The sequence below is a fragment of the Streptomyces sp. NPDC004609 genome (assembly GCF_042873655.1).
GTDB lineage: Bacteria > Actinomycetota > Actinomycetes > Streptomycetales > Streptomycetaceae > Streptomyces.
Genome location: NZ_JBIALS010000031.1, coordinates 35,011 through 53,650 on the forward strand (window position 1 = coordinate 35,011; position 18,640 = coordinate 53,650).

At 72.1% G+C, this 18,640-nt stretch carries 15 protein-coding genes and 2 pseudogenes; 7 read left to right on the forward strand and 10 right to left on the reverse strand.

The features are described from left to right. Nucleotides 1-281 precede the first annotated feature (281 nt). Nucleotides 282-2,084: a BTAD domain-containing putative transcriptional regulator gene (locus ACFYT4_RS26760; protein ID WP_389274104.1), complete on the forward strand. Its 1,803-nt coding sequence runs from the start codon at nt 282-284 to the stop codon at nt 2,082-2,084. A 233-nt stretch (nt 2,085-2,317) separates the two neighbouring features. After that, a complete protein-coding gene (locus tag ACFYT4_RS26765) occupies nt 2,318-3,193 on the forward strand; it encodes a helix-turn-helix domain-containing protein (RefSeq protein WP_389274107.1) in 876 nt (291 codons plus the stop codon). A gap of 147 nt (nt 3,194-3,340) precedes the next feature. Here the strand turns inward: ACFYT4_RS26765 and ACFYT4_RS26770 are convergent, their stop codons facing one another. From ACFYT4_RS26770 to ACFYT4_RS26785, 4 genes are all read right to left on the reverse strand, one after another. Further along, nucleotides 3,341-4,078, reverse strand: coding sequence for a YoaK family protein (locus ACFYT4_RS26770; RefSeq protein WP_389274110.1), 738 nt, complete (start codon nt 4,076-4,078; stop codon nt 3,341-3,343). Beyond that, nucleotides 4,059-4,583, reverse strand: coding sequence for a DoxX family protein (locus tag ACFYT4_RS26775; protein WP_389274113.1), 525 nt, complete (start codon nt 4,581-4,583; stop codon nt 4,059-4,061). The genes ACFYT4_RS26770 and ACFYT4_RS26775 overlap by 20 nt, the downstream gene beginning before the upstream one ends. 64 nt (nt 4,584-4,647) lie before the next feature. After that, nucleotides 4,648-5,310, reverse strand: coding sequence for a hydrolase (locus tag ACFYT4_RS26780; RefSeq protein WP_389274116.1), 663 nt, complete (start codon nt 5,308-5,310; stop codon nt 4,648-4,650). Nucleotides 5,311-5,434: 124 nt separating this feature from the next. Next, complete coding sequence (locus tag ACFYT4_RS26785) at nt 5,435-7,309, reverse strand: amidohydrolase (protein WP_389274119.1); 1,875 nt, start codon at nt 7,307-7,309, stop codon at nt 5,435-5,437. Between the two features lie 368 nt (nt 7,310-7,677). Here ACFYT4_RS26785 and ACFYT4_RS26790 point away from each other — a divergent pair, with 368 nt between their 5' ends. Continuing rightward, nucleotides 7,678-8,394, forward strand: coding sequence for an alpha/beta fold hydrolase (locus tag ACFYT4_RS26790; protein ID WP_389274122.1), 717 nt, complete (start codon nt 7,678-7,680; stop codon nt 8,392-8,394). A gap of 90 nt (nt 8,395-8,484) precedes the next feature. Here ACFYT4_RS26790 and ACFYT4_RS26795 read toward each other — a convergent pair whose 3' ends face one another. Next, nucleotides 8,485-9,675, reverse strand: a complete 1,191-nt coding sequence (locus tag ACFYT4_RS26795; RefSeq protein WP_389274125.1) for a low temperature requirement protein A — start codon at nt 9,673-9,675, stop codon at nt 8,485-8,487. A gap of 187 nt (nt 9,676-9,862) precedes the next feature. Between ACFYT4_RS26795 and ACFYT4_RS26800 the strand changes: the two are divergent. Beyond that, nucleotides 9,863-10,093 (forward strand): annotated as a pseudogene (locus ACFYT4_RS26800) (hypothetical protein); the annotation flags it as partial. 11 nt (nt 10,094-10,104) lie between these two features. On the opposite strand, the gene ACFYT4_RS26805 reads toward ACFYT4_RS26800, so the two are convergent. From ACFYT4_RS26805 to ACFYT4_RS26825, 5 genes are all read right to left on the reverse strand, one after another. Beyond that, nucleotides 10,105-10,233, reverse strand: a complete 129-nt coding sequence (locus ACFYT4_RS26805; RefSeq protein WP_389274128.1) for a hypothetical protein — start codon at nt 10,231-10,233, stop codon at nt 10,105-10,107. Nucleotides 10,234-10,291: 58 nt separating this feature from the next. Further along, the gene (locus tag ACFYT4_RS26810) at nt 10,292-11,584 is read right to left on the reverse strand and encodes a metallophosphoesterase (protein WP_389274131.1); all 1,293 of its coding nucleotides are present in this window, start codon (nt 11,582-11,584) and stop codon (nt 10,292-10,294) included. Beyond that, on the reverse strand, nt 11,585-13,822 hold the full coding sequence (locus tag ACFYT4_RS26815) for an MMPL family transporter (protein ID WP_389274134.1): 2,238 nt from the start codon (nt 13,820-13,822) through the stop codon (nt 11,585-11,587). 210 nt (nt 13,823-14,032) lie between these two features. Next, complete coding sequence (locus tag ACFYT4_RS26820; protein WP_389274137.1) at nt 14,033-14,332, reverse strand: hypothetical protein; 300 nt, start codon at nt 14,330-14,332, stop codon at nt 14,033-14,035. Beyond that, entirely contained in the window at nt 14,263-14,634 is a 372-nt protein-coding gene (locus ACFYT4_RS26825) for a hypothetical protein (RefSeq protein WP_389274140.1), read from the reverse strand. The genes ACFYT4_RS26820 and ACFYT4_RS26825 overlap by 70 nt, the downstream gene beginning before the upstream one ends. 335 nt (nt 14,635-14,969) lie before the next feature. On the opposite strand from ACFYT4_RS26825, the gene ACFYT4_RS26830 reads away from it, so the two are divergent. The 3 genes and pseudogenes from ACFYT4_RS26830 to ACFYT4_RS26840 form a co-directional block, all read left to right on the forward strand. After that, nucleotides 14,970-17,855: a BTAD domain-containing putative transcriptional regulator gene (locus ACFYT4_RS26830; RefSeq protein WP_389274143.1), complete on the forward strand. Its 2,886-nt coding sequence runs from the start codon at nt 14,970-14,972 to the stop codon at nt 17,853-17,855. Between the two features lie 81 nt (nt 17,856-17,936). Further along, nucleotides 17,937-18,146, forward strand: a complete 210-nt coding sequence (locus ACFYT4_RS26835; protein ID WP_389274279.1) for a hypothetical protein — start codon at nt 17,937-17,939, stop codon at nt 18,144-18,146. A gap of 80 nt (nt 18,147-18,226) precedes the next feature. Further along, nucleotides 18,227-18,430, forward strand: a pseudogene (locus ACFYT4_RS26840) (hypothetical protein); the annotation flags it as partial. Nucleotides 18,431-18,640 lie beyond the last annotated feature (210 nt).

The window sequence follows — 18,640 nt, forward strand, 5'->3', positions numbered from 1 at the left end:
CCGGTTCACCCCGGTACGGCAACGGGCCCGGCGACCCCTTGCCCTGGTCGCGTCACGGGCAGGTGTCACGTCCGGCACCGTCCGTAACCCGGCTCTCCGCCAGGGCACGTGGACCCTCGCGACGGTGCCCGTTCCGGCATCAGGCGGGTACGCCGTGGCTCAGGGCCTTGCCTGCCTGCGTACAGGTCCTGACCCGTCGGCGCACGCCCCGCCCGTTCCCGCGACCGCGCCCTACCCTTTCGGACAAGGGGCGGGTCAGGCCCGCCCGGACCGGGACGGGGATGGCGACGGTGGTGCGGTTCGAGGTGCTGGGACCCTTGCGCGTATGGTGCGGGGAAAGTGAACTCGACCTCGGGTTCCCCCAGCAGCGCGCCCTGCTCGCGCTGCTCCTGGTGCGGGTCGGCCGCCCCGTACCGTTCGGGGAGATCGTCGACGCGCTGTGGTCCGGCTGGCCCCCGGCGAGCGCGGCCAACGCAGTACGCCGGTACGTCGGCTCCCTGCGCCGGCAGCTGGAGCCGGAACTTCCGCCGCGCACCCCCGGTCGGCGCGTGCTGCGGCGCGGCGGCGGCTACCTGCTGGACGCCCAGAGCGCCGAGGTCGATCTGCTGCGGTTCCGGGAACTGGTCCGACGGGGCACCCGGCTCGCCGCCGCCGGACGGCTCGACTCCGCGGTGCGGGAGTTCGCCGACGGACTCAGCCAGTGGCGCGGGCCGGTCGCCCAAGATCTACGCGAAGTGGTCCGCGCCCACCCCCGGTTCACGGTGGTGGAACGCGAACTCGCCCGCGCCACGGCCACCGCGGCCGATCTCGCTCTGCGCCACGGCGCCAGTGCGCAGATCCTGCCGAGTCTGAGGAAGGTTGTCGTCCTCGCCCCCCTGAACGAGTCGCTGCACGCCCGGCTGGTCCTCAGCCTTGCCGCGGTCGGCGCGCAGAGTGAGGCGCTCGCCGCCTACGAGACCGTGCGCCGCCGGCTCGCCGCCGAACTGGGCGCCGTGCCCGGGGCGGAGCTGAGCGCGGCCCACACCCGTGTGCTGCGCCGGCAGGTGCGGCGGACGCGCCCCTCCGTGACGACCTACCCCGTTCCCGCCCAAACGCCGCCCGACCTGGCCGTGTTCACCGGCCGTGCGGCGGAACTCGCCGCCCTTGACGCCGCTGCCGCCGACGCCGAAGGCGCGGCCGGCGTCGCGGCGGCCGTCGTCATCGGCGGACTTCCGGGAGTGGGCAAGAGCACCCTCGCCGTCCACTGGGCCCACCAGGCCGCCGCCCGCTTCCCGGACGGGCAGCTCTACGTCGAACTCGGGGGATTCGACCCGGTCCGCCACCCGCTCGATCCTCCAGAGGCCCTGCGGGGCATGCTCGTGTCGCTCGGCGTTCCCGCCGGCGGGCTGCCGGACACCGAGGACGCGCTGGTCGATCTCTGCCGGAAGCTGATGGCCGGACGCCGCGCACTCGTCGTCCTCGACGACGCCGCAGGATCCGATCAGGTACGTCGACTGCTGCCCGCCACGCCGGGCTGCCTCGTCCTGGTCACCAGCAGACACGCCCTGTCGGCCCTGGTGTCCTGCGGCGCCCGCCGGCTGCGGCTGCATGTCCCGCCCGCCCGAGAGGCGGAGCACGTACTGGCGCGGCGGATCGGACCGGCGCGCGTGGCCGCCGAACCCGCGGCGGTCCGCGAGATCGTGGCCCGCTGCGGAAACCTTCCGCTGGCGCTGGCCACCCTCGCCGCCCGCGCTGTGGCCCGTCCCCACTTCCCGCTCGCCGCGCTCGCCGGGGAACTCCGGGCAGGCGGTGGCCTCGACGCGTTCCCGGCCGGCGTCCGCACCGCGTTCCAGTGCTCCTACCAGCCGCTGCCGACCGAGCACGCAGGGCTCTTCCGGCTGCTGTCCCGACACCCCGGACCCCGGATCACGCCGGCTTCGGCAGCGGCGCTCACAGGACTGCCCCTCATCGAGGTCCGCGCCCGTCTGGGCGCGCTCAGCAGCGTCCACCTCCTGACCGAGGAGGAGCCCGCCCACTACACCCTCCACCCGCTGCTGCGGTCGTTCGCCGCCGAGCTGGCCGAGGCGCACGGCGCCGACCGGTGACGTTCGGCGTCACTTTTCTTGCACACCCGTCTGTCTACGCTCCAGGCGGAGTGGGCCAGACCCCGACGGAACTGCCCGGCGCGCTCGCACCGGGGGCGAACCCGTAGGCCACAAGGTGTCCCGCTCCAGATCCCAGTTCCGACAGGTCCCGGAGGCGACGGCAGCCGATGCACCCCACCACCGCTCTCCGGTCCGACGAGCCGGCCCCGTTCCGGCCGGAGGGGACGCGCCGCGTGCCCCCGGGCCTGCACGTGGTCATCTCCGAAGCCGCACCGAACGCCCTGCCGCGCACCGCCCGACCTGTCGGGGACATAGCTGCGCACCTCGCCAGGCGCCCGGTACGGCTCGTCGCGCGGGACAGCGGTGAGTACCTCTTCGCCGGCGTGTACGGCGGCGTCGCGCCGTGCCTGCAACTCCCCGCGGAGATCGTCCTCGCCCCCGGCGACATCTGCTTCTACGACGCACACCAGCCGACGTCGCTCGACTTCCCCGAGGTGTTCCACGCCAAGGTGTTCCTCGTGCCGCTCACCTCGCTCGGGCTGTCGGAATCGGTCCTGCACGGGCTCAACCGGTCGCCCGTGGCCCGTGGCTCGCGCCTCGGCGCCCTGCTGTCGCCCTTCCTCTCCTGCCTCGCCGACTCCGCGGCCCACTCCGAGCCCGCCGTCAGCGAGGCACTCGTACGCGACGGAGTGAACCTGCTGGCCACGGCCGCCGCCGAGCAGCTTCACGGCGCGGCGCCGCATTCCTGCGGCGCCGAACTGTCGCTGATGTCCCGGATTCTCGACCACATCGAGCTGCATCTGACCGACGCCGACCTCTCGCCCGAGATGATCGCCGATGCCAACTACATCTCCCTCCGCTACCTGCACAAGTTGTTCCGGGAGCAGGGCCTGACCGTCGGCCGCTGGATCCAGCGCCGCCGTCTGGAGGAGTGCCGCCGCGAACTGCTGCGGCGCGGCGGATCGCAACGGACGATCGCCGCCGTGGCGGGCCGCTGGGGATTCGTCAGCGCTCCCCACTTCAGCCGGGTGTTCCGGGCCGCGTACGGGATGTCGCCCCGTGAGTGGCGGGAGACCTCCGGCCGGGGCGCGGAGGGGGCGGGCGGCTGAACCCCGCCAACGGATGCCGATACGCGGACGGGGGGGGGGGGGGGGGGGGGGGGGGGGCCCCCCCCCCCCCCCCCCGCGCGGCGCCGCCGGGGGCGCGCGCCCCCCCCCCCCCCCCCCCCCCCCCCCCGTCCGTGCCGGAGAGGCGGGTCAGGAGGGCGGACGCGTCCACGCGGTGCCACCGGCCGACAGCCGGTACGCGGCCACTGACGTGACGGCGACGAGCAGCAGGACCAGCCCCAACAGCAGGACGAACAGGTCGTACTCGATGAGGGCGGCTCCCACCAGGGCGCCGAGGAACATGGCCAGCACGGACATGATCCGGCGCCCGGGACGGGGCGCCTTGCCACCGGCGGCGGTGGAGTCGGCGGCGAGCCCGGTCAGCGTCAGCGTCAGCACGGTCGTGGTGAGGTCCGGGACGCCGAGGCGCCGGGCGACCGCGTTCTGGGCGCCCATCGCCACGCCCAGGAACACGATCAGGGTGTACCGGACCGTGGTGGTGACCTCGCCGCCCGTGCTCGCGGCGACGACCACGGTGACGGCGATCAGGGCCGCTTGGACCGCGGTGGCCACGGCCAGCAGCCGCCCGCGGTTCTCGGCGAACCGCGTGCCCAGGCGGCCTCCGGCGAGCGCCCCCGTCAGGAACGCCGCCAGTGACACCACCGACGCGAGCGCGGACAGTCCGTCGGCACCGGTGAGGGCGAAGCCGAGGAAGACCACGTTGCCGGTCATGTTCGCCACGAACACCTTCCCCAGCGCCAGATAGCTCACCGCGTCCACCAGCCCCGTGACCAGGGTCAGGGTCAGCATCAGCGGAGGCAGCGGCCCGTGGCGGTCCTCCCGAGGCGGGACCAGCGTCCGGTAGGCGTCAGTCAGCAGGGCGCGCATGGCGGACACCTTCCGCAGTGGCCGACGAGCGGTGCAGCGCGGCGCGGGTGAGCAGTCCGCTCAGCGGCCCCACCGCGATCGCGACAACGGCGATCCACACCGGCCAGGGCGTCACACCCACCACGTGGTCCACGGACCAGCGGCCCGGCCCGGTCAGGGCCAGCGAGGCCGATACGACGACGAGGACCAGGGGGTACTCGTATCCGTCGTGCTGTACCCACAGGCCCTTGGACCATTTGACGGTGCCCGCGACCGTCATCACGCCCATGGCGGCCATCGCCGCCAGCGGGGTGAGCAGCCCGGCGGACAGGGACAGGCCGGCGCCGATCTGGCTGCCTCCCGCGGCGACGGCGGTCAGCCGGCCGCCTCGGAACCCGTCGCGGCGGAACTCCTCCGTACCGCCCGCCAATCCGTCGCCGCCCAGCAGGTGACTCACTTTCTGCACCCCGTGGCCGGCGATGAGCAGCCCCACCGCCAGCCGGAGGAGCAGCAGTCCAGCGTCCATCGTTCTTCCGCCGTTCCTGACTCGCAGTTGCTCGGGGTTGCAAGGGGTTGCTCGAACCGGCGCGTCAGCCAACGGCGTGCTCGCCGATGACGGCCTGAGCGTAGACGATGCCGATGCCGTAGGCACCGCCGTGCTCCTTGACCAACTCCGTCACGGCCTTGTACGTCTCCGCCCGCGCCCAGTCGCGCTGGAGCTCCAGCAGCACCTGCACCCAGGTGACCGGCACGGCACCGGCGGCCAGCATCCGCTGCAGCGCGTGCTCGTGGGCCTCCGGGCTGACACCGCCCGACGCGTCGGCGACGACATAGACCTCGTAGCCCTGGGAGAGCGCCGAGAGGACGGGCCCGACCACGCAGACCTCGGTCCACAGACCGGCGATGACCAGCTTGGTGCGGCCGGTCGCCTTGACCGCCTCGACGAAGGCCTCGTCCTCCCAGGCGTTCATCGAGGTGCGGTCGACGATCCTGTTGGTCGGGTCGATCGAGGCGAGCTGCGGCAGGAGCGGGCCGGAGAAGGACTCGGCGGCCACCGTGCTCAACACGGTCGGCACACCGAAGACCCGGGCGGCCTTGGCGAGGCCCACCGTCGCGTTGATGATCGCGGTGCGGTCACCGCTGCCCGTGGCGAAGAACATCTGGGGCTGGTGGTCCACCAGGAGCACCGCACAGTTGCCGGGGGTCAGCAGGTCCGGGCCGGGAGCCGCGGTGACCTGGGTGATGTCGACCATGAGGGTCAGCCTTTCCGTTGGTTGATCCGGTGCGGACCGCTGTCCGGGCCGCGGTGACACCGTCCGGTGGACGGGGGCTTGTGGGGGGTTTCCCAGCGAGGAGCGGCTGGTGACCCGGCCGGGCTCAGAGGGCGAAGCAGGGGTCGAAGAACGCGCCCGCCGGGTGCGGGGTGAGCCCGCGGCCCGTGCGCCACAGCCGGTGCTGCTCGGACTCCGAGACGGCTTCGCCGATCAGCTGCGCCTGCCGCACACCGGGTACCTGGGCCGGCCTGCCGGACTGGTAGCCGCCGTAGTGCGCCACGGGGCTCCAGCCGGGGCTGATCGCGGGTAGCTCCTCGTCCAGGCCCTCGTACTCGGCGGCGGCGTACACGATCCGGCCGCCGGTGACCGTCAGCAGCGACTCGATGTGCTCGATGTCCGGCTCGGCGACCGCGAAGTAGTCCTCCGACAGCACCGCGAGATCCGCGTAACAGCCGGGGCGCAGCACGCCCTTGACGTCCTCCTCGCCGGTGAGCGCGGCGCCCGCGCGCGTGAACATCTCCAGTGCTGTGGTCCGGTCCACGCGGTTCGACGGCGGACGCAGGGCGAGACCGCCCAGGGTGCGACCGCTGACCAGCCAGTGCAGGGCCACCCACGGGTTGTACGTGGAGACCCGGGTGGCGTCCGTGCCCGCGGCCACGGTCAGTCCGCGCCGGAGCATCTCGCGCAGCGGCGGGGCGTCCGCGGCCGCGCCGGGGCCGTAGCGGCGCAGGAACGCCTCGCCCTGGAAGGACAGCCGGTTCTGCACGGACACAGCGCCGCCCAGGGCGGCGATCCGGTCCAGGCTGTCCGGCGAGACGGTCTCGGCGTGGTCGAACAGCCAGCGGTTTCCGGCCGGGAACACTCCTTCGACGGCGAGCTTCTCGAACACCGCGAGGTCGCGGCTGATGGTCTCGTCGTACGTCGCGTGGAGCCTGAAGCCCCAGCCGTGCTCCATGAGCAGTCGCACCGCCTTCTCGAACTCGGCCTCGTAACCGGTGAGCTCGGGGCGGGGCTGGGCGAAGTTCTCGAAGTCGGCCGCCGCCCAGGTGAGGTTCTCGCCCGCGCCGTTGAGCCGCAGCCAGGCGTCCCCGTCCCCGGGGCGGGTCATCTCGGTCCAGCGCCGCAGATCCTCCAGCTCCTGACCCGCGGTCTGCGGGAAGAGGTGGTAGGCGATCCGCAGCGACAACCCGCCCTCGGCGGCGAGTTCGACGACGGTGGAGTAGTTGTCGGGGAAGTTCTGGAACCCGCCCGCGGCGTCGATCGCGGAGGTGAGCCCGAACCGGTTGAGTTCACGCAGGAAGTGCCGGGTCGAGGTCTTGCGGTCCTCGCCCTGAAGCACCGGTGCCTTGGCGAGCGTCGAGTACAGGATGAGCGCGCTGGGCGCGGCCAGCAACATGCCCGTCGGCTCTCCGTCCCGGCCGCGCACGATCTGGCCGCCTCGGGGGGCGGGTGTGTCCCTGCCGAAGCCGGCGGCCTTCAGGGCGGCCCGGTTGAGCACGGCCGATTGGTAGAGGTGCAGTACGAACACCGGAGTGTCCGGGGCCGCGGCGTTCAGCTCGGCCACGGTCGGCAGCCGACGCTCGGCGAACTGCTCGGCCGACCATCCGCCGACCACGCGCACCCACTGCCCCTTCGGTGTCCGCGCGGCCTGTTCGCGCAGCATGGCGAGCCCCTGCCGCAGTGAGCGCACACCGTCCCAGCGCAGCTCCAGTACGTAGTTCAGGCCGCCTCGGATCACGTGCAGATGCGCGTCGTTGAGGCCGGGGACCATCCGGCGGCCGAGGGCATCGACGACTCTGGTCCGCGGGCCGATGTGCGAGGCCACGTCCTTGTCGTCACCGACGACCGTGATCACGCCGTCCCTGACGGCGAGCGCCTCCGCCTGCGGGCGTCGAGGGTCGCCGGTGTGGATGGCCGCATTGCGGACGATGAGGTCGGCGGTACCGGTTGCTCGGGGGACGTACCCGCCGACGGGCATGGGCGACACTTTGCGCAACCCCTTTCGGGAACGGGACGACTGGAGTCCGAGGCCACGTGCGCGGTACTGCTCCTCGGAACCGGGGGTAGCTGCCGACGGCACAGCGTCTGTCGGCCCGGCCGACGTTAGGCCGGGCGGGCCCCGGTGCTTTTCCTGCGCGTGCACTGGCGCCGTCCCCACAGTGCACTGGCGGGAGCAACCGCGTCCGGGGCGTTCCGTGCGCCGGGGGAGCAGTACGGGTTCACTGACGGGCAACGCGCCGGGCCTCCACGGATTTAGCGTGCGGACGTGGCACCGGTGCTCCGCGCCCCTTCGCCCCCGCCCCGCCGGAACGCCCGGCGTGACGTCCGACGCTAGGAGATCCACCCATGAGCAGCACACCCACGGTCGTCCTCGTGCACGGCGCGTTCGCCGACGCCGCGAGCTGGTCCGGTGTCATCGCCGAACTCCAGCAGCGCGGCATCCCCGTCGCGGCCCCGGCCAATCCGCTGCGCGGACTGGCCTCCGACGCCGCCTACCTCGCTTCTTTCGTCGAGCGGATCGACGGTCCCGTCGTCCTGGTCGGCCACTCCTACGGCGGCGCGCTGATCACCGTCGCCGGCGTCGCCGAGAACGTCGTCGCACTGGTCTACGTAGCGGCGTACGTCCTGGAGGAGGGCGAGAGCCTCGGCGAACTCCAGGGCCGCTTCCCCGCGACCCCGCTGGTCGACAACCTCCAGCAGTCCACCTACCCGGTCGAGGGCGGCGATCCCGCCGTCGAGGTCACCATCACGGCCGACGCCTTCCCGCAGGTGTTCGCGGCAGATGTGCCCGAGGCCGCCGCCCGGGTGCTCGCCGTGGCCCAGCGTCCGCTGGCCGTCGGCGCCTTCACCGAGCGGGCCGCCGCCGCGGCGTGGCGGACCAGGCCCTCCTGGGCACTGATAGCCGGCGCAGACCGCGGGCTCCACCCCGAAGTGCAGCGCTTCGGCGCCCTGCGCGCCGGGGCGACGGCGGTGGAGTGCGACAACGCTTCGCACGCCGTCGCACTCTCCCAGCCGAAGACGGTGGTCGACCTGATCGCCGAGGCCGTGAGGGCGACCGGCTGAGGCGCCGGAGCCGCCATCCGGCCGCGACGCGCGAGGTCCTGGACCTCGCCCCCGCGGCCGGGTGTCCGGCCAGGCGGCCGGAGGGTCACCTCATCGAGCCGCCGGCGATCCGGCTCCCGCTCTGTCCGTCACCTCGATCACGACGACGAGCGCTGCCGACAGCAGCCCCGCCGCGAGCGCCGGCTGCGGCAGGAACGCGGCGGCCGGAAGCACCGCTGCCACCGCCGGGAACCCCAACTCGCCCACCGAACCCCGGCGGTGAGGTCGCACGTGCACGGCCCACACCGTCACCAGGAAGACGGCCAGCGGCACGGTGACCGCGGCGCCGGCGGCCGGAGCGGGCGCCGGGCCGTGCCCGGTGAGCAGTTGCGCGTACGCGGCCAGTCCGGCCCCCTCTGCCGCCGCCGCGGCGAAGACCAGATAGTGGCCGTACGCCCAGGTGAACCTGCGGCGGTTGACCCGGTGCGTCGTCGCGAGCAGATTGCGCGCCGGGCGCGCGAAGTACAGCCACCACATGCCGAACACCGTCAGCAGCCCTCCTGCCGCCAGCGAGTAGAGCGCCCCGGAGTCGTGCTCCTGGCCGAACGCCTCCCGTATGGCGGTCGTGGCCGCCACGACCGATTCGCCGAGCACGATCAGCAGGAACAGCCCGTAGCGCTCGGCGATGTGGCCGGGATGCCAGGGCGTCACCCCCGCGGACTGCGCCCACGTCGGCACAGCCGTCTCCGCCACGATCATCACGATCACACCCACCGGCCACACCCTTTCGGGCAGGAACAGCAGACCCACCCAGCCGGCCTGGCAGACCGTCACACCGAGAGCGAAACGCAGTGCGGTCCGTCGGCGTTCCGCGTCCGACCGCGCCACGCGCAGCCACAGCGCCGTCAGCGTGGTGCGCAGCAGGAGGTACCCCAGGGTGATCAGGAGGAGGTCACCCTCCGCGAAGGCCCGCGAGACACCGGCCGCGAGCACGAGGGATCCCGCGATCTGGAACAGTACCGCCAGCCGGTACGGCACGTTGTCCGGGTCGTAGGCGGAGGCCAGCCAGGTGAAGTTCATCCACGCCCACCAGATGGTGAAGAACACCACCGCGTAGCGCAGCACACCCGTGGTGTGGTGCCCTTCGGCCACCGCCTCGCCCAGACCGTGGGACGCCTGCGCCACGGCGATGACGAAGCACAGGTCGAAGAGGAGCTCCAGCGAGGTCGCTGCCCGGTGCGGCTCGTCCGGGTCCCGGCCCGTCATGGTCGGGCGCGCGGCGCGCAGCCCCCTCTTGGTCATGGATCTCCTCGTGTCGGAGGGCCGACCGCCGGTCCCGCGGACCGGGGACAACAGAACGGTGGACGCGCCCGTCTCCACCCTGGAGCTCCGCCGAACGGCCCGATGCCCCTCCGCGCACGGGCAGTTGTCCGGGAACGAACAACACTTGTCCGGTCGCCGCAGCACCGCAATGTGCTCTTGGATGTCCATGGGCGGGCGTCTGCGGGCTTTCTCCACAGCGAATCAGACGGCGATCGGCCCGGAGCGTCTGAAGAACGTCGGGGATTCCTCGCTCCGGGAAGACGAGATTCTGCGTGATCTCCGCCAGGCGCCTGCGGAGCTGCCCGGTGGGGAGGCCATGCAGGCAATGCCTGAGCAAGGGCGGCTTCTCGCATTTCTGATCGCGACGGCTGGCACCACGGATGTGCTGGAGGTCGGCACCTTCACCGGCTACAGCACCCGCTTCGGAGCCGGCGGGAACGGCTGCCCTGCCGACGGCTGCCGTACTTCCGCCGCGGCCTCGGCCGCGTATCCCTCGGCCTCCATGAGCGCCGCCTCGATCCCGGCCGCGCTCATCACGTCGGCACGGCGGCACACACCGACCCGCGCCCGGACGGTCTCCTCCCCTGTACCGCCGTCAGGCGCGCAGTTCGATCACCGTGATCTCCGGCTCGGTACCGACCCGTACCGGCGGGCCGAAGAATCCGGCGCCGTTGGTGACGTACAGCTGGGTGTTGTCGACCTTCCCGAGGCCGGAGACGACGGGGTTGGCGAGCTTGGTCAGTTCCGTGAGCGGGAACATCTGCCCGCCGTGGGTGTGACCCGACAGCTGGAGGTCGACCCCGTGCCGGGCGGCCTCCTCGATCATCACCGGCTGGTGTGCCATGAGGATGACCGGGCGATTGGTGTCCCGCCCGCCGAGCGCCCGTTCGTAGTCCGGCCCGCGCCCGTGCTCGGCGGCGGACAGGTCCTCGACCCCGGCCAGGTCGAGCACGGCGCCGTGGTGGCGGATCTCCCTCCGCTCGTTGAGGAGCGTGGTGACCCCGAGGTCGTGCAGCTCATCGACCCATGCCTCGGCGCCGTCGAACATGTACTCGTGGTTGCCCGTCACGAAGAACGCGCCGTGTGTCGATTCCAGATGACGCAACGGGCGGGCGGCAGGAGCCAGTTCGGAGGGTGTTCCGTCCGCCAGGTCGCCGACGACCGTCACGACGTCGGCCTCCAGCCCGTTGATCATCCGGACGATGCGCTCGGTGTGGGCGCGTCCCAGCAGCGGACCGAGGTGCAGGTCGCTGACGACCGCGATCCGCAGCCCGGAGAGCGGCTGTGCCAGCCCGGCGATACGGATGGGCACCCGCTTGACCACCGGGTCGCCGAGCGCCGTCCGCATGCCGAACCCGGTGGTGGTGACGGCGATCCCGCCCGCGGTGAGTGCGGCCGCGCGGCTCAGGAACAGACGCCGGTCCGGACGCGCCGGCCCGGTGTCCCGGGCGCCGCCCGCCCCTCCGGGTGTCGAACCGGCGCCCGGAAGGGCTTCCTCCGCGTCGCGGGGGACGGTCGCCGCCACAACCCTCGCGGGCTCCGGAACCGCCGGCGTGGGCGCCGTGCCGTTCCGTCGCCGTGCGATCGCCCGGATCCCGAGGACCGCACGCGGAATCTCCATCACCAGCAGAGCCAGCATCAGGTACAGCAGCACACCCAGCCAGACGTACCCCGCCCAGGCCAGCGCCCGTCCCGTGTCCGGGCCGAGCGCCGGGACGAGGATGCGCGGGGCGGCCGCGAGCGCCGCCGAGGCGACGATCGCGACGTTGCCCACCCGCCGGGCGGTACCGCCCGGCGGGGTGGTGTCGCGCACCAGCCTGACCCACAGCCAGCGGTGGATCAGCACCGAGGCCACGACGATGAGCAGGTTCACCAGGGGCGCGAGCATCTACTTCGCCTCGATCCGGTCCTGGCGGGGCGTCTGGACGGCGGGCGCTTCACTGATTCCGTACCGGGCGTGCAGACGGCGCAGCGGGGCCGGTGCCCACCAGTTGGCCTTCCCCGCCAGCCCCATGAAGGCAGGGACGAGGAGGGTACGGATCAGCAGGGCGTCGACCAGGACGGCCAGCGCCATGCCGATGCCCAACTGCTTCAGGAAGACCACGCCGCCGGTGCTGTAGGTCGCGAAGGTGAGGGCGAGGATCGCGGCGGCCGACGTGACGAGCGGGGCGCTGCGCTGGATGCCTTCGGCGACCGCGCTCGTGTTGTCCCCGGTCCGGTCGTACGCCTCCTTGATCCTGGCCATGATGAATACCTCGTAGTCCATGGACAGCCCGTAGGCGATGCAGAACATCAGGATGGGGATGCTCGGCTCCATGCGGCCGCTCGCGGTGAAGCCGAGGAGACCGGAGAGGTTGCCGTCCTGGAAGACCCAGACGAGCACGCCGAACATCACGCTGAGGCTGAGGATGTTGGCGATCGTGGCCTTCAGCGGAATGAGCAGGCTGCCCGTCATCAGGAAGAGGATGACGAAGGTGACCAGCAGGATCAGGGCGACGACGAACGGCAGGCGGTCGAGGAGCTCCCCGCGGAAGTCCGTCATCGCGGCGGGGAATCCGCCCACCCGCACCTCGGTGTACGGGGCGTCCACCGCGCGTACCCGCTCGACGAACTGCGCCATGTCGCCGGCCAGCGCCTCCTGGTCGGGGACGACCGTCAGACGGGTGTGCTCACCGGCCTCGAAGCGGCCGGGGTCGGACGTCGCGCCCGCCCGGTCGCCGTCGCGGTACGTGCCGCTCCCGGTGTCCACCTGGAAGACGCCGGGAAGCTGCGACAGCCGCTCCGCGTAGTCCGAGACGGGTGTGTTCGCCGCCGCCTCGCCGGTGGTGACGATCTGCAGCGCGTCGGTCTCCTCGGCTGCGAAGCCGGTACGGATCTCCTCCTGCACGATGCGGCTGGAGGCGCTCGCGGGAAGCACGCGCTCGTCGGGCAGGCCGAACTGTGCGCCGAGGAAGGGAGCGCCCATGGCGAGCAGGGCGATCAGTACGGGAAGGCCGTAGAGGAGCGGCCTGCGCATGACCTTCAGGGTGCCTCGGTACCAGCGGCCGGTCTCCACGGCGGGCTCGGTCCGGCCTGGCCGCAGGGTGCGCCGGCCGACGGCGGCCAGTGCGGCGGGCAGCAGGACGACCGCGCCGAACGCCGCGGACCCGACCACCGCGATCCCGGCCCACGCGAAGGACTGGAGGAACGGGAAGGGGAAGAGGAACAGCGCCGCCAGCGAGGCGGCGACCGTGAAGCCACTGAACAGGACGGTGCGACCGGCGCTGGCGACGGTACGGACGACCGCCGCGTGCCGGTCCGCGTCGGTACCGCCCGCAGTGGCGGCCATCTCCTCACGGAAGCGGGAGATGATGAACAGGCTGTAGTCCAGGCCGAGTCCCAGGCCGAGGACGAGTGCCAGGTTGGCGGCGAAGGTGGAGACCTCGGTGAACGCGGTGACACCGCGGAGCAGGGCGAGCGTGGCCAGCACCGAGAAGAAGCCGATGCCGAGCGTCAGCCCTGCGGCGGACCAGCGGCGGTAGACCCACAGGAGCAGCAGGAGCACGGCGGGGATGACGACGGCCTCCGCGCGGAGGAAGTCCCTCCGGGTCTCCTCGCCGACCTGCCGGAAGACCTCGTCCTGGCCGCCGGGGCGCACGGTGAGGAGCTCGGTGTCCTGGGTGAAATCAGGGGTGATGGCGGCCAGTTCGGTCCGTACCTCGGTGGCCGACCCCTGGAGCCAGGCCACCACGAGTGCCTGCGAGCGGTCCTCGCTGACCAGGGCGCTGTTCTCGCCGCGTGACCAGTAGGAGCCGACCGTGTCGACGCCCTCGCGTCCGGCCAGGTCCTCGGTCAGCTTCCGGCCCTCGGCGACCACCTCGGGGTCGTCGACCGTCCCGCCGTCCTTGGCGGTGACCAGGAGGACGTAGTTCGGGGAGCCGTCCTTGAACTCCTCGTGCAGGATCCGTTCTGCGGTGGCCGACTCGGAGCCCGGTGCTTCGAAGCGGGACAGCGACAGGGTGGCCTGGGCCCCCGCGCCGAATGCTGCGGCGAGCAGGAAGAGGACCGCACCCGCGATCAGGACGGTGCGCCGCCGGGCCGCGGCGAAGGCGCCGAGCCGGTGGAGCGTGGACGGTGTGGCTGACATGGGATGAACTCCCTGGATATCGGGGTGGGAGGAAGGCAGGAGGGCTCCGTACAGTCGACGATGACCGTCCCCGCTGACCACTCGCTGGAAGATTCGCTGAAGCCCGGCCGGGCCCTGCCGGGCCGGGCGTGCAGCGGAGGCTGTCAGGAGGTGAAGAGGGTGGGGGCAGCGGGCGGGGAAGCCCTCGGCGCGCGCGGTGCTTCCCGAGCGTCAGCGGCGGTCGAGCCACTCGGCGAGGGTGTCGTGGACCAGGGGGGCCTGGCGGGCCATGCCCATGCAGTGACCGGCCTTCGGGATGTCGATCAGCTTCGCATCCCCGCTCCGGTAGGTGCCCTTGCGGAGCTGCTGGACGACCAGGTGGGTGATGTCGGCCTGCCCGCCGATGCAGGCGGCGAGGCCGTCCAGGGTGTCACTGCTGTCGTCACCGATGCGGTCGATGGTCAGCGAGGCGTGGCCTCGCGCGGCCAGTTCCTCCGCGTGGAGGTAGCCGTCGGCCTCAGCCGCCAGCACCACTCGCCCGCGGCGATGCCGTGCTGGTAGAGGGTGACGGCCTTGTCGGCGCCCTTGCCCTCCAGCCGACGGGTGGGAGCGGTGAGGTGCCCGCGGACGGTGTACGTGCGACCGTCGTCCGGGCAGGAGGCCTTGGTCCGGTTGACGTTGCGGACGGTGAAACTGACGGGGATGTCCGAGATGCCCTTGTCGAGCTTCCATGTCTTCTGCTGCGGGTTCTTCTTCTGCTGCACGGCGTTCACGCGGTCCGTGCGGCCCGCGGCCGTGCCCGGCGATTCCGCGACGGCGTTCGTCCAGTACACGGGGGTGACGGCCGGCAGCGCCGCCGCCGCACCGAGCAGGACGGTTCGCAGCCGGCCAGCCGGCCCCGGGCCATCCGGGCCGTCCGTGGCTGGCTGACGCCCTGGGCCACGCTGCAACACTGCTGGCGAGCATGGACGACCAAGCACCCGCCCACCGAATTACCAGCCCTGATCAACACCGTCGGCACAGGCAGACCACTCAACATCTACATCCCGGTCCAACAAACCACCGCTCATCACCAAGAGATTCGCCCGGTCAGAGGCATTCGCCTTCGACCGGTCGGAGGATTACGCTCTCTTTACTGTTACCGGTGGGGAAAATGATTGACTCATATGTGCGTTTCGAAGTGATGGGTTCGTTGAGAGCGTTGGTCGGCAACCGATCACTGCCGCTCGGACCGCCCCGCCAGCGCGCGGTGCTGGTCGCCCTGCTGCTCGGCGGCCCGCGTCCCGTTCCTGCCGACCGGATCATCGCGATGGTCTGGGGTGACGACGCGCCGGCCCACGCCCTCAATCTCGTCCAGAAGTACGTCTCGGGACTGCGGCGCTGCCTGCCCGCCTCCCTGCCCCTCACCCATTCCGAGGCCGGCTACGTGCTCGGTATGCCCGGCGGGTTCGCCTGCGATCTCCTGGAGTTCGAGGAGCTGTTCGCCGCCTCCCGTGCCCTGAGCGAGTCGGGCCGGCCCGCGGACGCCGCCGAGACCCTGGCCAGGGCGACCGCCCTGGTCCGCGGCCCGCTCGCCGAGGGAACCGAGAGCCGCGGTATCGAACTGGAGCGCGTTCGATTCCAGGAGCGCCGGCTTTCCGCCCAGGAGGAGCTGTACGCCCTGGAGGTCTCGCTGGGGCAGGGGGAACGCCACCTGCCCGAACTGGTGCGCCTCATCAACGAGCACCCGCTCCGAGAACGCCTGCACGCCCTGCTGATGCGGACGCTCGCCGACAGCGGCCGACAGGTGGAGGCTCTCAACGCCTACGCGCTGATCCGCGATCGGCTGGTCGAGGAGTACGGCGTCGAGCCGGGCGCCGAGCTCAGGGACGCGCACCAGTTCGTCCTGAACGCGGCGCTTCCGACGGAGCAGCCACCGGAAGAGCCCCCCACACCACACCAACTACCGAATGCCGTGAGGGACTTCACAGGGCGCACGGCGGAGATCGCACGGATCACGGACCGGCTGCGCTCCGGAAGGATGCCTGTCGTCTGTGTGGAGGGCACCGCGGGGATCGGCAAGACCGCGCTGGCCGTGCACTGCGCCCACCAGGTCGCCGACGACTTCCCCGACGGCCAGCTCTTCATCGACCTGAGGGGCTTCGACCGTCTCGGCGCGGCTGATCCGTCCGAGATCCTCGGCTCGTTCCTGCGTGCGATGGGGGTGGCGGCCCAGCACGTCCCCACAGACGCCCTTGAGCGCGGCACGCTCTTCCGCTCGGTCCTCGCCACCCGCCGCATGCTCATCGTTCTGGACAACGCGGCCGACGCCCACCACGTACGGCACCTGCTTCCCGGCGCGCCGGGCTGCGCCGTCCTCGTCACCAGCCGCCGCGCCCTGGTCAGCCTGGCGGTGCACGAGGACGCGCAACGCATCGTGCTGCCCGTGTTGAGTCCCGACGAGTCGGCGGAGTTGCTGAGAAGCGCGCTGGGCGGCCCGCGGCCCACGGGGAAGAAGCCGGATCCCGCAGTAGCCGAGATCTCCCGGCTCTGCGGCCATCTCCCGCTGGCTCTGCGGGTGGTGGCGGCCGGATCCGCGGTCACACCGCACTTCGACCTCAGGTCCGTGGCCAGGGAACTCGCCGCGGCCGGACCACTGGCCGGAGCCTCCGTGGCGGACGACGAGCGGGCGTCCGTGGCTGCCTCGCTCGACCTGTCCTACCAGCGGCTCGACGACCGGGGCCGACGGGCCCTGCGCCTGATCGGCCTTCTCCCGGGCCCCGATCTGACCCATGCGGCCGCAGCCACCCTGACCGGCACGGACGAGGCCGCCGTCCGCCCCGCCCTCAACGCTCTCACCGCCGCGAACCTCCTGGTCCAGCACGCCCCCGGCCGCTTCCGCTTCCCGCACGACCTGCTCCGTGAGTACGCCTGGAATCGGGCCGGTGACGAGGAGCCGGCCACGTCCCGGCAGGACGCGCTGAACCGCCTCATGGGCTGGTACACCCAGGTCGCGACCGTCCTCGACGGGCGTGTCGGCCGGATCCACGTGGTGGGACAGGAGTCCCGTGCCACCGAGCACGCGCCGATCTCCGCGGAGGACGCGGAGGCCGAACTGCGCAACCTCACCGCCGCGGTGGAGCACACCGCCGAGCACGGCCCGTACGCCGCCGCCTGGACGCTCGCGGGCATGCTGCGTGAGACCTGCAAGCGCCGGTCGCGGGTTCCCGAGTGGCTCGCCGTCGCACGGGCCGGGCTGCGGGCCGCGCAACGGGGCGCGAATCCGCGCGCGGAGACCGAGCTCTCCCTCAGCCTCGTCGACGCCTCCCTCACCGCCGGTCTCCTCGATGCCGCTGAGCAGCACGTCCAGCGAGCCCTCCAGCTCAGCGAGCTCCACGACTGGCCGGATCTGCTGGCCGCCTCCCGTGAGCAGCTGGGGCGTGCCCGCTGGACCACCGGCGCACTGGACGAGGCGCGCCGGCACCTGACGGAGTCCATCCGGCTCTACTCGGCGGGACCCGATCACCTGCGGACCGCCCTCGCATACGGCGCGCTCGCCCGGGTCGAGCTGGACTCCGGGGCTCCCGACGCCGCCCACCGCCTCTACTTCCGCTGCCTGCGGTTGAGCCGCTCGCAGTCCAACCGCGGGGTCGAGGCGATGACCCTCGTCGAGCTGGGCCTGGTCCACGAGGCGCTCGGCCACCCGCACACCGCCGCGCTCTCCCTCGAAGCCGGCCTCGCTCTCAGCAGGGACAACCGAGGGCTCCAGCGCCCCGAAGCGCTCTCCCAGTCCTATCTGGGTGCCCTGAAGGCGAAGGCGGGCGACCACGAGGCCGCACGCTCCCTGTGCCTGGCCGGCATCAAGGTCGCGGAGGAGCTCGGCGACCTCTGGGCCCAGGCGGAGTGCCGCAACGCGGCAGGACGCGCGATGTCCGCACTCGGCTGCCCCCACGGGGCCGCGGAGCACCACCGCGAGGCCCTGCGCATCGCACGCGGTCTCCACTTCCACCGGGCCGAACAGCACGCCCTGGCGGGCCTTCGCACCACCGTCTTCGAACCCTGCTTGCTCGGGTGACGGCTCCGCACACACGATGAGAAAAGCCGCTCGACGATCGGCTTGTCGTCAGGCTCCTCCTTGCGCGCGTAGAGGAGGGTGATGCCGAGGAAGCTGCAGACGTCCTCGAAGTGCTGGCTCAGATACGGGCTGCTCTCATCGACGATGATCGTCCTCGGGCGGATCACTGGACGGGCCGCGGTGGCCTCGGTGAACCGGGGGCCCGCCTCGCGCAGCTTGACGAAGGGCAGCGCCGAGGCATTGGCCGCAGTCAGCGGATCCCAGCCCGGCAGAGTCGGCATGGGCGCATAGGCCTGGGCGAGCGTGAGAACGAGATCGAACGTCCGTGTCGCCCGGCTGCCGACCCGCTGACCGGGCTTTCCCTCGCCAGTGCCGATGGACCCTCACCACTCGACGTCCTGCCCTACGACGACGCGGGCAAGACGGTGCCCGGGTCGTTCCGGCTCGGAGTGTCACCCGGGATGGTCAAGCACGAAGGCACACAGACGGCAGGCCACGCTCCTTGCATGCCGGTAAGAATCGGCCGACTCTGCCTCCGGCAGCTCGTTCTCGAAGACTTTGTAGACCGGCCCTGACCGAGGACCCCGCGGCGCTATTCGGCGCTGCGACGGCGTCCGCGGGACCTCGGGGCCCGGGGGCGTTCCCGGGCGCCTCTCGCGGCGGGCCGAACAGGGCGTCCGCGGGCAGAAACCCTGCATCGGCAACGGCAGCCGCAGAGAGAACTCCTTGTACTGGGGGTGTGCTTGCAGTGGAACAGGGCGCCCTTCCGGCTTCACTGCCGAAGG

Bases quoted from the DNA above. Each gene is read 5' to 3' on its own strand.
- ACFYT4_RS26815 (WP_389274134.1), bottom strand. From the start codon at position 13,822: ATGTCAGCCACACCGTCCACGCTCCACCGGCTCGGCGCCTTCGCCGCG.
- ACFYT4_RS26775 (WP_389274113.1), bottom strand. From the start codon at position 4,583: ATGGACGCTGGACTGCTGCTCCTCCGGCTGGCGGTGGGGCTGCTCATC.
- ACFYT4_RS26760 (WP_389274104.1), top strand. From the start codon at position 282: ATGGCGACGGTGGTGCGGTTCGAGGTGCTGGGACCCTTGCGCGTATGG.
- ACFYT4_RS26810 (WP_389274131.1), bottom strand. From the start codon at position 11,584: ATGCTCGCGCCCCTGGTGAACCTGCTCATCGTCGTGGCCTCGGTGCTG.
- ACFYT4_RS26835 (WP_389274279.1), top strand. From the start codon at position 17,937: ATGCCGAGGAAGCTGCAGACGTCCTCGAAGTGCTGGCTCAGATACGGG.
- ACFYT4_RS26785 (WP_389274119.1), bottom strand. From the start codon at position 7,309: ATGCCCGTCGGCGGGTACGTCCCCCGAGCAACCGGTACCGCCGACCTC.
- ACFYT4_RS26790 (WP_389274122.1), top strand. From the start codon at position 7,678: ATGAGCAGCACACCCACGGTCGTCCTCGTGCACGGCGCGTTCGCCGAC.
- ACFYT4_RS26795 (WP_389274125.1), bottom strand. From the start codon at position 9,675: ATGACCAAGAGGGGGCTGCGCGCCGCGCGCCCGACCATGACGGGCCGG.
- ACFYT4_RS26770 (WP_389274110.1), bottom strand. From the start codon at position 4,078: ATGCGCGCCCTGCTGACTGACGCCTACCGGACGCTGGTCCCGCCTCGG.
- ACFYT4_RS26780 (WP_389274116.1), bottom strand. From the start codon at position 5,310: ATGGTCGACATCACCCAGGTCACCGCGGCTCCCGGCCCGGACCTGCTG.